This window comes from Staphylococcus sp. HMSC077D08 (assembly GCF_001837945.1).
Lineage (GTDB): Bacteria > Bacillota > Bacilli > Staphylococcales > Staphylococcaceae > Staphylococcus > Staphylococcus epidermidis.
The window spans coordinates 136090-153112 of record NZ_KV834828.1 but is presented as its reverse complement, the minus strand read 5'-3'; the positions used below and the strand labels follow the sequence as shown (position 1 = coordinate 153112).

The 17023-nt window shown below is 32.3% G+C and carries 10 protein-coding genes and 1 pseudogene; 7 read left to right on the top strand and 4 right to left on the bottom strand.

Annotation, left to right across the window (positions count from 1 at the left end):
• Positions 1-366: 366 nt before the first annotated feature.
• Positions 367-1146 (bottom strand): (S)-acetoin forming diacetyl reductase, encoded by a 780-nt coding sequence (locus tag HMPREF2663_RS11810; protein WP_002486877.1) that lies wholly within the window; start codon positions 1144-1146, stop codon positions 367-369.
• Between the two features lie 298 nt (positions 1147-1444).
• Here HMPREF2663_RS11810 and HMPREF2663_RS11805 point away from each other — a divergent pair, with 298 nt between their 5' ends.
• From HMPREF2663_RS11805 to manA, 4 genes and pseudogenes are all read left to right on the top strand, one after another.
• A complete protein-coding gene (locus HMPREF2663_RS11805; RefSeq protein WP_001831873.1) occupies positions 1445-1579 on the top strand; it encodes a beta-class phenol-soluble modulin in 135 nt (44 codons plus the stop codon).
• A 557-nt stretch (positions 1580-2136) separates the two neighbouring features.
• Positions 2137-4004 (top strand): annotated as a pseudogene (locus HMPREF2663_RS11800) (transcription antiterminator).
• Between the two features lie 84 nt (positions 4005-4088).
• On the top strand, positions 4089-6029 hold the full coding sequence (locus HMPREF2663_RS11795) for a fructose-specific PTS transporter subunit EIIC (protein WP_070846532.1): 1941 nt from the start codon (positions 4089-4091) through the stop codon (positions 6027-6029).
• Between the two features lie 15 nt (positions 6030-6044).
• Positions 6045-6995 carry a mannose-6-phosphate isomerase, class I gene (gene manA / locus HMPREF2663_RS11790; RefSeq protein WP_060545495.1) on the top strand — a complete coding sequence of 317 codons (951 nt, stop codon included), beginning with the start codon at positions 6045-6047 and terminating at the stop codon, positions 6993-6995.
• A gap of 310 nt (positions 6996-7305) precedes the next feature.
• Here manA and HMPREF2663_RS11785 read toward each other — a convergent pair whose 3' ends face one another.
• Positions 7306-10164 carry a YhgE/Pip domain-containing protein gene (locus HMPREF2663_RS11785; RefSeq protein ID WP_002458341.1) on the bottom strand — a complete coding sequence of 953 codons (2859 nt, stop codon included), beginning with the start codon at positions 10162-10164 and terminating at the stop codon, positions 7306-7308.
• A 288-nt stretch (positions 10165-10452) separates the two neighbouring features.
• On the opposite strand from HMPREF2663_RS11785, the gene HMPREF2663_RS11780 reads away from it, so the two are divergent.
• Positions 10453-12420, top strand: coding sequence for an amidase domain-containing protein (locus tag HMPREF2663_RS11780; RefSeq protein ID WP_070846530.1), 1968 nt, complete (start codon positions 10453-10455; stop codon positions 12418-12420).
• A 368-nt stretch (positions 12421-12788) separates the two neighbouring features.
• Here the strand turns inward: HMPREF2663_RS11780 and HMPREF2663_RS11775 are convergent, their stop codons facing one another.
• The gene (locus HMPREF2663_RS11775) at positions 12789-14819 is read right to left on the bottom strand and encodes an LPXTG cell wall anchor domain-containing protein (protein WP_002476087.1); all 2031 of its coding nucleotides are present in this window, start codon (positions 14817-14819) and stop codon (positions 12789-12791) included.
• A 249-nt stretch (positions 14820-15068) separates the two neighbouring features.
• Between HMPREF2663_RS11775 and HMPREF2663_RS11770 the strand changes: the two genes are divergently transcribed.
• Together HMPREF2663_RS11770 and HMPREF2663_RS11765 are read left to right on the top strand one after the other, a co-directional pair.
• A complete protein-coding gene (locus HMPREF2663_RS11770; protein ID WP_002446944.1) occupies positions 15069-15497 on the top strand; it encodes an organic hydroperoxide resistance protein in 429 nt (142 codons plus the stop codon).
• A gap of 313 nt (positions 15498-15810) precedes the next feature.
• A complete protein-coding gene (locus tag HMPREF2663_RS11765; RefSeq protein ID WP_001831885.1) occupies positions 15811-15987 on the top strand; it encodes a hypothetical protein in 177 nt (58 codons plus the stop codon).
• A 231-nt stretch (positions 15988-16218) separates the two neighbouring features.
• Here the strand turns inward: HMPREF2663_RS11765 and HMPREF2663_RS11760 are convergent, their stop codons facing one another.
• Positions 16219-16908 carry a flavin reductase family protein gene (locus tag HMPREF2663_RS11760; RefSeq protein WP_002446943.1) on the bottom strand — a complete coding sequence of 230 codons (690 nt, stop codon included), beginning with the start codon at positions 16906-16908 and terminating at the stop codon, positions 16219-16221.
• Positions 16909-17023 lie beyond the last annotated feature (115 nt).

Below are 17023 nucleotides of genomic sequence, written 5' to 3'. Positions count from 1 at the left end.
ACTATGTTTGTTTAAATGATAAAGCAATGAACAAATCAAAGTATCAATCATTGTTTACCTAAAGATTATCCAATATTTGCAATTGCTAGATTTCATGTCGTTTCTGGATTTGAGAGTGAATATTTTTCTAAGCGCATACCTGTTGTAAAAGATATGCCACAATATATCACGCAATCAATTTTAAATTTAATTACTAATTATAAATATTGACCATTTTCTAAGCGGTTAAAGTACCTTAAATAGCTTAAGTTATTTTTACAGAATAGAAGAATGTTAATGTTTGATAATTAAAAAAGTTAATTCTAGAAATTTAAAATCTCTAGAATTAACTTTACTCAACTTTTTTATATCTCATTGATATTTATCTTAGTGGAATCTCATACCACCGTCAACGATGATTGTTTGGCCAGTAATATAATCTGAATCGCTACCTGCTAAGAAGCTTACTACATTAGCTACATCTTCAGGTTTAGACAAGCGTTTTAAAGCAATTTGATCTGTAAATTGTTTCCAACCCCATTCCATTGGTTGGTTATTTTCCTCAGCAAGCTTTTCAGCGATACCTTTCATCATTGGTGTTTCAACAATACCAGGTGCAAATGCGTTGACTGTAATATTTTTCTCAGCTAAATCACGTGCTGCTACTTGAGTTAATCCTCTAACAGCAAACTTAGTACTACTGTATAGAGATAAGCCTGCATTACCTTCAACACCTGCTTGAGATGTGGCATTGATAATTTTACCGCCATGTCCTAATTTATCAAATTGTTCAATTGCAGCTTGGATGCCCCAGAATACACCACCTACGTTAACACCTACAACTTGATTAAATTGTTCAGGTGTTACTGATTCAATTGGTGTCATTGGACCAAGACCAGCATTATTAACTAGGACATTTAAATCGCCAAAGTGTTCAACGACTTGATTTAACACACTAAATACTTGATCACGATTTGAAACGTCTGCTTTAAAAGCAACTGCTTTTTGCCCTTCTTTTGATAATTTTTCAGCTGACTCTTTAGCTACCGCTTCATTAAAGTCTACAAGCGCGATGCTATATCCATCTTCAAATAGACGCTCAGCAATTTTCAAGCCAATACCTTGTGCTGCACCTGTGACAACGGCTACTTTTTTTGAGTTACTCAACAAAACCACTCCTCAATATTTCTTAAGATTATATATTTAAATTATCATAATTTGTGCAATTTGATGTGAAGATATTGTGAATAAATGCACAATTTTATTAACATTTAATTTTCAATGTTCATCTATTGCAATTAATTAAATTACAAGAAGTCGCAATATTCCAAATTTCTAGTTCTCAATTTTATATTGTTTTTAAAGAATTTGTTAAAATTTCTCACCCCCCTTTACATGTATCTATATGTATGTTAGAAATAGTTATGTAAGCGTATCACAAACAACAAGGGAGGATTATATTATTATGTCAGGTATCGTTGAATCATTACATAACGCTGTAAACGCTGGTTTACACGTAAAACAAGATTGGGTAGACATGGGATTCGGTATTGCAGATACAGTTGCAAAAATCGTTGACCAAGTTTTAAAATTTGTTTAATTCAAAATAGCATATGAAACCTCATTGTTTCTAAATACCATAAAACAAGGCTGGGATACATTCGTGTCCTTGCCTTGTTTTATGGTATTTGTAGATGCTAATTAAGTTGTACAAGTGACTATACTATTCATCTTAAAATATTAATTCTATAGCCTTTTAGAATTTATCATTTTAGCCCTCTATTTCTCTGACAAAATCATTTATTCTAATACTCCACCATCATACTGGACCATTAACTTTCACTCTTAAGCGAACTGATTTCCACATGGTTTAAAGTGAAGCAATTTTTATTAGAGATATTAATTTCATCTCTTTACCACTTAATATATATCGAACTCAAATCGAATTTAATTCAAATTTTACTTTTTTAATAATTGATGTCTACTATTCTAAAAATATAACTTAATTATAAATAACGACTTCTTATAATTGTAATTAAGATGATGGTAATATTTTTCACGTTTTCCCCATATTGATTGTGTTCAATTTTAATAATAGAATTAAAGTAAATCATTGAAGCGTTTTCTCAAAGTTTATATAGAGAAGAGTGATTAATCGTGATTGATAGACAAATCAAACTCATCAAATTGTTATTAAATTATACAGATACATATATAAGTGGCCATGATATTGCTAAACAGTTAAATGTATCTAATAGAACTATTCGTAATGATATTAAAACTATACATACTACATTTCTAAATGAATTAATTTTAAGTGTACAATCTAAAGGTTATATGCTAAATACATGGCTTTATACACCTGATGAGATACAATCTGCTTTAGAGTCAGTTATTGTAAAAGAGAATAAATTACTTATCACAATTGCTTATAGGTTATTTATGGAAAAGCATACATTCACTATCAAAGAGCTATCTTCAACTTACCATTTAACAAAATCAAAAGTGATTGATTATATAACACGTATACAAACGTGGGCTATAAAATTTGATATTTATTAATTAAAAAGAAGCAAGGTATCATAATCGATGCGAGTACAACGAGTATCAGTAATGCTGTACTTCATATCAACCAACTTACAGACGATGACTTTAAAGTTGAAAACCTTATTTTACAAGAGTTACCTCAAGTCCATACTAGAAAAATAAAACAAATTATCTCAAAGCATATAGATAATCATCAATTATCAACTTCTGAAAATAAAATACAACAATTACTTGTGCATCTAATTTTAATTATTAAACATTCTCAACCAGAGGAAGAAGATTGGAGCACTGATACAGAATCTTTAACTATTGCGAAAAAGTGTATAAAAGATATCAACGAAACGCTTGGATATCAACTTAACAATAAAACAAGCGAATGCTTTTCCTTTTTTATTAGCTACCATTACAATAAGTTTGATTTAGGGGTCCAACAACTATTTATCCAAAGTTATATCGATCGCCTCATTGAATTAATGGAGCAGCATATTGGTTTTCCCTTTTCACAAGATACAATTTTAAAAGATAATATGAACGTCCACTTTAGTCGTACATATTTGCGATTAATGCGTCATGTGTATCTAAATAATCCATTAACAAGTCAAATTAAACGACTATATCCCTTTGTCTTTAATACACTATATGATAGTATTCGACAATTATCACAAGATACAAATATCCAATTAAGTGAAGACGAGATTGCCTTTTTAACTATACATTTTCAGTCTTCTATCGAACGTCATAAGTCATCACATATTCATGTTGTAATTGCTTGTTATTATGGTTTAGGCATCTCAACGTTACTCGCTGAGAAAATCAAACAACTTAATCATGCAATACAAATCGTAGATACATTAAAACTTGAAGATATTAACGACTATCATTTTGAAGGGATTGACTTATTAATTACTACTCAAGACTTTGATACAAGTCAACTTTTACAAACACCTAAAGTCATACAAGTATCACCTTTATTTTCAGATGACGATGCTAAAAAAATCGAATTCTTTATAAAAGCCATGCAAAACCCATTATCAAAAGATGATATATTATCAAAAATTCAGTTGAGTGTTGAGTCCAATTTCAAACTGAATCATTCAAATCACATTCTTCCAATTTTTGAGAAATCCAAAGAAATTTTAGATTATCATCATGCAACTCTAGATGGCTATATAGAAAGTGCAATAGATCGCGAAAAACAATCCTCAACATATATAGGTAAAGGGATAGCACTCCCGCACGGCAACCCTGAAAAAGTACTAAAATCACACATGATTATATTTAAACCTTCTCAACCTATAACATGGAAACAACATAAAGTTAAACTTGTTTTCTTTTTAGCAATGAGTAAAAAAGATTTAAATATTAACCGTAAAATTATACAAACAATTGCTCAATTAGAAGAAGATGACATCCATCAATTATGTCTTTTAGATGATTTACAACTAAAAAACACTTTGTATGCACGTTTTAAAGAATAATTGCCACTATTGACGGCAATTATTCTTTTTTATGCTTAAATGTATGCGTTTACAATTATTGTTAGGAAAAGGAGCGTGCATACTATGAAAATACTTGCAGTTACATCATGTCCAAATGGAATTGCTCATACATATATGGCTCAAGAAAAATTAGAACAAGCGGCAAAAGATATGGGCGTTGATATTAAGGTTGAAACTCAAGGAGGCGTCGGAGCAGAAAATGTGCTCACTTCTAAAGAAATCAAAGAAGCTGATGGAATCATCATTGCTGCCGATAGACAGGTAGATTTATCAAGATTTAATGGTAAACCTCTGATCAATGAAAGTGTACGTGAAGGTATTCATAGACCCAAGGAATTAATACAACGTGTGATTGACCAAGATGCACAAATTTACCATGATCAAAATATTTCTACAAATATGTCTAGAGATCAAGAAAAATCTCATAAAAGTAATATTCAAATGGTGTATCAGCATTTAATGAATGGTGTATCCTTCATGGTGCCATTTATCGTCGTTGGCGGTTTACTCATAGCTATTGCCTTAACTCTTGGAGGACACACCACTCCAAAAGGATTAGTTATCCCCGAAGATTCATTTTGGAAATCTATTGAAAATATTGGTAGTTTATCGTTTAAATTTATGGTTCCTATCCTTGCAGGTTATATCGCGGTGAGTATTGCTGATAAACCTGGTCTTGTTCCAGGTATGATTGGTGGTGCCATTGCTGCAGATGGTAGTTTATATGGAAGTGAAGCAGGAGCCGGTTTCCTTGGTGGTATCGTTGCAGGTTTCTTAGCGGGCTATATTGCAAAATGGATTAAACAGATTAAAGTTCCTAAAGCTATGGCCCCTATTATGCCTATCATTATTATACCTATTCTATCTTCATTAATAGTTGGTCTCATTTTTATATTTGTAATAGGCGCACCAATTTCGAATATTTTTGGTGCATTAACATCATGGTTAAAAGGAATGCAAGGGGCTAACATCATTATTCTTGCTCTTATTATTGGCGCAATGATTGCTTTTGATATGGGAGGTCCAGTTAACAAAGTAGCATTCTTATTCGGTTCTGCATTAATTGCTGAAGGCAACTACACTGTGATGGGAATGGTTGCTGTTGCAGTATGTACACCACCGATTGGTTTAGGTTTAGCAACGTTTGTTCGTAAACACCAATTTAATAAAGCAGAACAAGAAATGGGTAAAGCATCATTTACGATGGGATTATTTGGTATCACTGAGGGAGCAATCCCTTTTGCTGCACAAGATCCTCTAAGAATCATTCCAGCTAATATGATTGGCGCGATGTTCGCTTCAGTGATAGCGGCCATTGGTGGTGTCGGTGATAAAGTTGCTCACGGAGGTCCTATTGTCGCTGTACTAGGTGGAATCAGTAATATTTTATGGTTCTTTGTAGCTGTTATTGTCGGAAGTCTAGCAACCATGTTGACAGTCTTGTTATTTAAACGTCACACCCCTGCTACAGCAAAAAACAGTAGTGGAAATGATACTTCTGTTGGAACTGACAATGTATTTTCTGATGACCAATCTACTAATCACACTACACAATCCTTACATCATATGGTGTTCGATAAATCACTCATTGAAATTACCAAGGAACCAATGACAAGAGATCAAGCGATTGATAGATTACTTACAAAGTTATGCCATCGTCATTACATTACGAATATAGAAGAGGTAAGAACCGCAATCCTTAAACGAGAAGCTGAGTCAACAACTGCTATCGGAATGAACGTTGCAATACCACATGCTAAATCTCATGCAGTTAAACGTCCTATCGTCGCTGTATTAAATCATAAAGCAGGTGTAGAGTGGGAAAGTCTAGATGAATCAAATCCTCAGCTCATTTTCCTTATAGCAGTTCCCAATGACAATAACGGTACACATTTAAAACTGCTACAACGTTTATCACGAACGCTCATGAATGATAATACGCGTGATGAGTTAATTCATGCTCAAAGTCGTGATGAAATATTTAATATTTTAAAAGAGATATAAAGGAGCGTATGACAAATGGTACTTTTTCTTCAACCCGTATTTCAAGAACGTTTATGGGGTGGCACCAATCTCACTCAATTTGGTTACGATATTCCGAATAATTCTACGGGTGAATGCTGGGCAATTTCCGCACATAAAAACGGTCCCAACACAATTCTTAACGGAAAACATAAGGGAAAATCTTTAAAACAAGTTTGGGACGAGGATAAAGCACTTTTCGGAAATGACTCACGTAAAGATTTTCCACTCCTCACTAAAATTCTAGATGCACATGATCGTTTGTCAGTACAAGTACATCCTGATGATGAATATGCACTTAAACATGAAGGCGAATACGGTAAAACTGAATGTTGGTATATTTTAGACGCTCAACCTGGTGCTGAAATTATCTATGGTGTTAATGCTACAAGTAAAAATGAACTTGAACATATGATTGATTATCATGAATTCGACTATTTATTTAAACATGTACCTGTTAAACCTGGTGACTTCTTTTATGTACCAGCCGGTACAGTTCATGCTATTGGTTCCGGAATACTCATTTTGGAAACCCAACAATCCTCAGATACAACATATCGTATATACGATTATGACCGAAAAGATAAAAATGGTCATACGCGTGAATTACATTTAAACCAAAGTAAAGATGTTATTGATATCACTACAACTGAACCTAATACAACACCTAAGACTGAAATGATAAATGGCAATCAATACACTCAATTTGTTGCTAATCATTTCTTTACGGTTGAAGAATGGTCTATCAAAGACATATTAGATTTTCAAAAACCACACACTTATTGCTTAGTGTCAATGATTAACGGCCACGGGCAAGTTTCAATCAATAACGAAGTATATAAAGTCGATAAGGGTGATCATTTTATTTTAACTTCTGAAGATCAATATATTAACTTTGTTGGTAATATGGATATAATAGTCAGTTTTAGTAAAGATGAGGCAACTTAAATAAACGGGTTGCATCAATTTTTAATTTAAATCAATTGAATAAAACATCATGTTACTTGAACTGACTTAATCATATATTTTTCTTTCATATAAGAGAAGCATCGATAATTACAACTGTGCCCGTTTCTATAGTAATAAAATCCGTCACTGTTAAACTTAGGATAAACAAAAACGGTTATCCACCTTCTGTTAAGGTGAATAACCGTTTTTTAACTTATCTTTCTAAGATAAGAACAATACAACATGTTTTACTGTAAGTATCATTTTAAATCATACTGTTCTAACATTAATTAAGTAAAATCGTTGATCTTTATTCAGTTACTTTACTTTCGTCAGCTTTTTCAGCAATTTTACGGATAATAGGGTCAGTCACAGGTTTCAAGCAATAACCTACAACCATGAATCCAATTCCGAATAAACCTAAAATAATCACTTTCGTAATCAGTATCTCTGGAACTATACCTCCAACTGTTTCACGTAATGCGTCGATAGAATACGTGAATGGTAAATATGGAGATATCGCTTGGAAGAATTCTGGCGTTGTTTGAATTGGGAATGTACCTCCTCCACCAGCAATTTGTAACACAAGTAAGATAATAGCAACAGCCTTACCAGGGTTACCTAACAATGATACAGATGTGTAAATGATCGAGTTAAATACGAGTGAACTAAACACGGCAACAGAGACAAATAATATCGGTGATTCTATCGATGCTTTAAGGATAACTAAATCACCGATAGATACTATTAATGCCTGTATGATACCTAATAAGAAAAAGAAACCAGATTTACCAAGATACACTTGTCTCTTCGTCATAATAGGTTGTAAGTGTTCGTGTTTGTTATCCACAGATAATAAGCTAACCATTAATAATCCTCCAACCCAAATAGACAATGCAGTATAGAATGGCGTCATACCAGAACCATAATCTTTTACTGGGAACACATCTGTCGTTTTTTTATTAATAGGGTTAGCAACAATATCCGCCTGTTTCTTCAAATCATTTTTCAGTGTATCTATTAACTTATCTACAGCATCATCTTTATCTAACTTTTTGAAGATTTTATTTGCTTTTTTCAAGTCTTTCTCAACATCTGGCAATTTATTTTCTGAGAAATCGGCAAGCGAAGCAAGTGCTTCTTTAGCTTGAGGCTGTTTCTCGTTTAATAAATCTACAGCATTATCATAACGACTAAATAAAGATGGTATTTTTTGGTTTACAGACTGTGTTACATTGGCTAATTCTCTCTCTAATCCAGGCAAGTCATTACGTACAAAGTCTGCGGCTTTCGCGACATCTTTTTTAGCTGTTGGGAAGTAAGCCTGTGCAGTTCTCATTGCATTTATATATGCGTTTTCGATCGCTGGCAATGCAGTTTGAATCGTATCAATTCTCTTTTTACCGCTATTTAAAATATCTTGACCAGCGTTAATCACTCGGTTAATAGTATTTAATTTAGACTGGATTGTCGATAATGTATTTTGACCTTTATTAAGTTGATCAGTAATCTCATTAGAAACAGCTAGTAAATTACGATTAAGTTCTTTTTTAATGTAATTTCGTAATGTATCTAACCTTTTATTTAAGTTAGGTAAGTCACGTAATACATTGACTGCTTCTAATTGTCCAGAGCTACCATTTGACAATGCATCTATTAATTGATTGGTACTTTTTAAATTATCGTTAATGCTATTGTTTGCTTCTTTCACTTGCTTAATTTCATTAGATAAATCAACATGTTCACTTTTTTCCAACTCTGACAAAATATCTATAAATTGTTGATTATACTTAGATGCGTTTTCTAAGCGTGATTTTATATTTTTTAATGGTTCTTTAAACTCTGATGGTTTATCTGAAGCGATGACACCATATGCTATATTTTTTAATGATTTAACGTCTTGTTGGGTAGCTTGTGCTTGTTGATCTGTTTGATTAGATAATGATAATAAAGCTTCTGTTAAAGCTGTATTCATTGATTTTACATCACTGTTAGATAAAATGTTATCACTGTATACGGGTTGATTCTCACCTGATTGACTCACAGGTACTGTTTTAATGTTTGAATGACTCTTCCCTTCCGAATGAGATGATTTTATAGCGCTTTGGGGTGTAGTTGATGCTTGATTTCTTAAATTTTGATTTGCTTGGTTGTTCACATCTTGAGCGCGGCCCGCTGCTTCTTGATAGTCTCCCACTCTCGCTTTAGCTTGAGTCAAATAACCTTTTGCATCATTTAACTGACCGCTCGCTGCATCAATACCTTCACTTGCAATATCAACACCTCTATTGATTCTAGGGAATTGTGCTGGAACATCATTAGCAGCAACATTTAAAATTCTTTCAATATTAGGCATGTAGCTATCAAGTGCAAGTATCAACTTAGCCCTTTCATTAAGCGCCGGAATAGACGAATTAACAGCATTAAGTTTTTCTTGAGCGTCTAATACATTCCCTTTATACTTTCCTAAACTTCTAAATTGATTAGCATAAGCATCCAAATCATCTTGATGTTTATTTAGTTCAATAATCTTGTCTGCAAATTGATTAATTTTAGGCAATGAATTATTAGCTTGATATACAGCACTCTTAATTTTATTGATTGTAGGTACATTATCTTCAATTGATAGTCCGACTTTGTTAGCTTCAGAAAGTAAAGCGGTTGCTACGGTTTTGTTAAATTGTTTATTTGCTTTATCAATCACAAACGACGATCCCGTATCAGTTAATTTAGCTGCTACGGCATTAATCTTCTGATTTACTTTAAAATCTATATCCGCCTTTTGAGGATGTTTTCTTAAAGTACCAGTAATTTCATGTGTAAATTTCTTCGGTATATAAATACCTGCATAATACTTTCCCATTTTAATTTCATGGTCAGCTTTTTCTCTACTCACAAATTGCCAGTCAAAACTATCATTCTTTTTTAAAGTTTTGACCATTTTATTTCCTACATTAATATTCTTACCACGAACTTTTTCACCTTGGTCTTCATTCACTACGGCAACTTTGATATGTCCTGTATGACCATACGGATCCCACATAGCCCAGAGGTTAAACCATGCATAGAATGAAGGAAGAATTGCTAAACCAGCTAAGATGACCCATACACCTGGTGTTTTAGCAACTCTTTTTAAATCCGTGATAAAAAGTTTTAGTGCGTTTTTCATTTTCACACTCCTAATTATCATTATTCTTTTTTATTGTAATACATTTCCGTACAGATGATTACTTAAATGTGCATATTTTTTTGCTTACGTAAAGATGATACACATATTATATTAAAATTTGATTAAATGGATTTATTTTTCTAATGTTGATTAGTATAATATTTGTATTAAGGCATAATTCATTTTTGTTGATACTTGTCAACTTTATAAATCATAAGATAAATTATATCAAATTCTCATTTGTTATGACAATAACTAAAAATAATTTTTAAGGGAGCACACACTAAGATGAAGAAAAATAAATTTTTAGTATATTTACTATCGACGGCGCTTATCACGCCAACCTTCGCTACACAAACAGCTTTTGCTGAAGATTCATCTAATAAAAATACAAGCTCAGATAAAATGGAACAACATCAAGCACAAAAAGAAACATCAAAGCAATCTGAAAAAGATGAATTTAACAACGATGATTCTAAACACTATTCTGATGATAAAAAAAGCACTTCTGACAGCAAGGACAAAGACTCTAATAAATCATTATCAGCTGACTCAACACATCGCAACTATAAAATGAAAGATGATAATTTAGTTGATCAAATTTATGATAATTTTAAGTCTCAGTCAGTAGATTTTTCTAAATACTGGGAACCGAATAAATACGAAGATAGTTTTAGTTTAACGTCACTCATCCAAAATTTATTTGATTTCGATTCTGATATAACAGATTACGAACAGCCACAAAAGACAAACCATTCTTCCAATGACGAAAAAGATCAAGTAGATCAAGAAGATCAGACAAAGCAACCATCACAACATCAAAATCACTCACAGTCGTCTGCTAAACAAGATCAAGAACCATCAAACAATGAAAAAGAAAAGACAACTAACCACCAAGCCGATTCTGACGTCAGTGATTTACTTGGAGAAATGGATAAAGAAGATCAAGAAAGCGAAGACGTAGATACAAACAAAAATCAATCTTCTTCTGAGCAAAAACAAACTCAAGCAAATGATGATAGCTCAGAACGTAACAAGAAATATTCTAGTATTACAGATTCAGCATTAGACTCTATTTTAGATGAATATAGTCAGGATGCTAAGAAAACAGAAAAAGATTACAATAAAAGCAAAAATACAAGTCATACTAAAACATCTCAAAGTGATCATACTGACAAAAATCCACAATTACCAACAGATGATGAATTAAAACATCAATCAAAACCTGCACAATCATTCGAGGATGACATTAAACGCTCAAATACACGTTCAACAAGTCTTTTCCAACAACTACCTGAATTAGACAATGGTGACTTATCTTCTGATTCATTTAATGTTGTTGACAGTCAAGACACACGTGATTTCATTCAATCAATTGCTAAAGATGCGCATCAGATTGGAAAAGACCAAGATATATATGCATCAGTTATGATTGCTCAAGCTATTTTAGAATCTGACTCTGGAAAAAGTTCACTTGCACAATCACCAAATCATAACTTGTTTGGAATCAAAGGTGACTACAAAGGACAATCTGTAACTTTTAATACTTTAGAAGCTGATAGCAGTAATCATATGTTTAGTATCCAAGCAGGTTTCCGTAAATACCCAAGTACTAAACAATCTCTTGAAGATTATGCAGATTTAATCAAACATGGTATCGATGGTAATCCGTCAATTTATAAACCAACTTGGAAGAGTGAAGCTCTATCATATAAAGATGCTACTTCACATCTGTCACGCTCATACGCCACAGATCCTAATTATTCTAAAAAATTAAATAGTATTATTAAACATTATCATTTAACATCTTTTGACAAAGAAAAAATGCCTAACATGAAGAAATACAACAAATCAATAGGTACAGATGTGTCTGGTAATGACTTCAAACCATTTACTGAAACTTCCGGTACATCACCTTACCCACATGGTCAATGTACTTGGTATGTGTACCACCGTATGAATCAATTTGATTCATCCATTTCTGGTGACTTAGGTGATGCTCATAATTGGAATAACCGTGCTGAAAGTGAAGGCTATACGGTAACGCACACACCTAAAAATCATACTGCAGTTGTGTTTGAAGCTGGACAATTAGGTGCTGATACACAGTATGGTCATGTTGCTTTCGTTGAAAAAGTTAATGACGACGGTTCAATTGTTATTTCTGAATCAAATGTTAAAGGATTAGGTGTCATTTCATTCAGAACTATTGATGCAGAAGATGCTCAAGATTTAGATTACATTAAAGGTAAATAGTAAAAATTTAAAATTATTTGAGGTATTACCCACAAAATAATAGCACAAAGATGTATTCCAATTTACAATGCATCTTTGTGCTTATTTTATATTCAATAACTATATTTGAGTAAGTTTACATTAAAAAGTCCATTTTTATATTTTTCTCAAGTGATTTCTAAAAGTATATTATTCATTATATATAACGATCGTTATTGCATGTCAAAAAAGAGTAGGACAGAATTGATTTTAAATTCTTAGTCCTACTCTTTTATACTGACTCTTGTTATAAACTTTGAGTAAGCGTTGCACCAACTCAATCATTAACTGTGTAATAGTTTAACTACACATAAGATTGATGATGTCTATTAGTATATATCATTTTCAAATTAATTTTGGTGTTTTTTTCTACGAGCCATAAAGATGAGCGCCCCACCTAATGACATGAGTACAACAGCCACTGGCATCCAATGTTGTTTGATGACTTCACCTGTCGCTGGTAATGAAATATTACCATCGTCGTCAAATAGATCACTTAAAAGGCCACCTTTATTATCTAAAGATAATCCATTCTCCGGTGCCGAATGATCTAATTTATCAAGAATAGATCCTCTTGAGTGAAGTTTATCAAGTAAACTTGGTCTATCAAATATTGAATTAGAATCACCGACACCTTTGTTAATACGATCTAACAAGGATGGTCTATTCTTTATAGGATCTAAAATATATTCTAAGTCTTTCTTAGCTTGTTTTGCTCGTTTTTCTAAATCTAATAAATCATTTGCCTTGCCTTCAATCGCAGAGTGAATGAGATCCATGATATCTGATTTGTCCTTTTGTACACGCGCAATAACATCAGCGATAATTTTAGCTTTGTCTTTATTGATACGGGTTTGTAATATTGTTTCAATCGCTTGTCTTTTGTCTTTAGCATCATTAATCACACCATTCAATATATCATCAGCTGTTGCTGTTCCTTGACTATTAAAATGACGTTTTAATTGTTCTACGATTTGAGAATTCGACAAGTTTTGGCTTAACAATTTTTTGGCAATACGATCTGCTTCATCATTACCAAGTCGTGTCGTCAACAGTTGTTTAATTAAACTTTCTTTATCTTTAGATTGATCTAACATTGATTTTAAAATATCATCACTAGAAGTTAATGCAAGACCATCGATTTGCTTGGCAATTTGATTAGCGATATCTTCATTACTTCGGCCATTTGTTTTAATACGTTTCATTATATCTTCTACTTCATTTTTGCTAAAAACACTATTTAAGATATCTTCGGTTGCTTGTTTTTTATTACTAGCACCATTGAGTTGATCTATAATAATATTTCTTTGTCGGTCAATACTTTGCTTAGTTTTATCAATTTCTTGTTTAAGCGCTTGTTTCTTATCATCAGATAAAGTGTTATTATCCTCTACTTTTGTATCTAGTGCTCTTAAATTCATTAATTTATTATTTATATAATTAGAATCTAGTGATTGATTGTCAGTTTGTACCTTAGCAAGTGCTTTTTCAATCTTATCACTACCTTGTAATGAACGTGTAATTGCTTGTATATCTTGTTTTCCATCTGTGACATGTTGATTTTTTGAATCCCTAATTTGATCAGTATCTGATGCTAGACGTTCTAATGTTGAGCGACGACCATCATTACTTTTATCGTCTTTACTATCACTATCAGATTGGTTTGTTGTTGTACTAGATTCTTCTTTGTTATTTTCTGTTTTATTAGATGGTGATGCTTGCTGATTGCTTTGTTCAGAAGGCTTATTATTAGAGTCAGACTTAAAATCTTGTTGGATTTTATCTAATTTATCAATAACTGACTCTTCAGAATCATCAGTAGTTGCATTACGTGTACTAGCACTTGTATCGTGTACTTTATTATTTGAATCATCTTCTTCATCGGTTGTTGAGTCGCTAGGTTTAGAAACACTTCCTTCATCTTGTTGACGGTTATCAACATTTTTAGCAATTGAATCTAAATCTGACAGAATTTTATCTAAGTCTTTAGTTATATCATCATTATCTTTTTCAGATGTATCGTCATCTTCAGTTTTTGATGATGTGGCACTAGAGTCTGTCGATTCTAAGTGATTATTTTTATCTTTTGCATCATTTATAATACGGTCAATGCTTGATTGATTATCGACTTTATCTAAACGTTCTTCAAAACTTTTGATATCTGCGTCAGAAAGTTCTTTCAAATCTTTAATATCATTTTTAGCTTGTTGGATTTTGTCAGCGATGGAGTTACTATTAGAAGTATTTTCAACATTTGATGATGTACTTTCTGAATCTGCAAAAGCATCTTTTGTGAAGCCATAACCAACCAGCGAACCACTAAGTAACAACGCAGAACATGACAGCTTGAGGTAGACACCAATTTTATCTGTTCTCTTCATTTACACATACTCCTTTAATAAAGTTACCTGTATTATTCTTTAAATAGATTTACATGATTTAATCAAAAATATACATATCACATTATAATACATAATTTCATAGATTTGTAGATAATGAACCTAAAATAACAAATTTAAAAAACAAATTTCTTGTAATTATTAGTAATTTGGTATTACACTTCTTTACACACTTAATTATTTAAATAATATATTAAGTTAAGTGTAATTCAAAAACAAGGAGTTTTTATAATGGCAAATTCTATTTACTCAACTACAATGATTTCAAATGGTGGACGTGATGGTCGCGTTTTTAGTCCAGATAATACATTTGTTCAAAACCTTGCAACACCTAAGGAAATGGGTGGTCAAGGAGGCAACGATACTAATCCTGAACAATTATTTGCTGCTGGATATAGTGCATGCTTTAATAGCGCGCTATCATTAATCTTATCTCAAAATAAAATAAGTGATGCAAACCCAGAAGTTGAAATCACTATTGAATTACTTAAAGATGATACTGACAATGGTTTTAAACTTGGCGCAGATATTAAAGTCACACTTGAAAATATGTCCCAACAAGATGCTGAGAAATTTGTGGAGCAAGCACATCAATTCTGTCCATACTCAAAAGCAACACGTGGTAATATTGACGTTCAGATAGACGTTACAGCTCAATAAAACTTGTAATCGTACAACTAACTCTTTGCAAATAATTCTATACACGATTAAAGAGTAGAATAATGAATTCAAATTGAATTCTATTCTACTCTTTTTATATACTCTCATACTTCCACAATCACTGGTTTTCATTTTCAATCCCTCATTAAATTTACTTTTCATAAACAAAATATCTTTTTTTAAATCAATTTCATACTTTTTAAAAAATTTTACTTTAAAACAACTATAAAAAGGTTAAAATGGGAATAGTATAAGTAAGTAGATTTTTTCTTCATAAAATGTAAAGTTGCCCATCACCGAAGGAGGACTATTTATGTTTACCATATCAATCATCGCTATGATTATTGGTGTTGTGCTTATCGTTTTAAGTCAAATTATCTATCATTCAAAACCGATAGATGCTAAAGAAAAAATGTTTATACCCGGTGTATGCCTTTTTTTAGTAGGACTCTTAAGTTTAATCGGTCACTTTGTTAATGGCTACGTATGATCTTTTTTCAAAGCTGTAAAACATACCAACATCTCTATAACAAAACATAGTATTAAAAAATTTTGTAAATATTAAAAGAGCCTAGGACATCAATGTCCTAGGCATATTTAGCTATTGGCTTTTGTCAGTTAAATTTAAAATACTCTTTTTCAAGTTTTTAAATTTCTAGTTCTCATTAATGAATCTGAACGACGAATTTAATATGAATATGATTTCATTCTTTTTGATGTATCATGATTCTTTATTAGTGTTGTCAAAATTTCGACCTTCAAGTCCAGCCAATTCTTCTTTCGACGCTGCAGGTGCTTTCATTTCAAATATTTCATCGACAACCGTGTAATCATAATAACCGAGACGTGCTATAGGTCTGATTGACTTAATGTCTAATTTTCCGTTGTCCATAATTACTTTATCGTCAATATGCACTTGTGCTACACGACCGATGACTATATCCACAGTTGAAACAGGGTCTCCAGTGGGAATTCTTACTGTTTGAACGTATTCACATTCAAAATGAACAGGTGATTCCTTTACTCTACTTCCAGGAGCTTCGATACACGATTCTTTCGTCACACCAGCAAAATCAAATTCATCATCTTCTGGAGGTAATGCTTTGGATGATAAATTCACTGCTTCACGCAAATCATATGTTGCCATATTCCATACAAACCAACCAGTTTCTTCCGCATTTTTAACTGTATCTTTTCTTTCATGATCGCCAAGCACTGACTGATTAGCCGCAAACATTACCATTGGGGGATCCCATGTAAGATTTTGATATTGACTGTACGGCGCCAAGTTATCTTTACCTTTTTTAGATACTGTAGAAATCCAACCTATAGGTCTAGGTACTGTGCTACTTTTGAACGGATCATGTGGCAATCCATGACTTTTAACACCTTGTTTTGGTGAATAATTCATTTTATATCCACTCCTATCGTTAATCGTTCTATCAACTTAAGGTTACATAACTTGACTTAGCATTGTCTAATATTTATCAATCATTTCAATATAGTTAAAAGTTAAAAATAATATT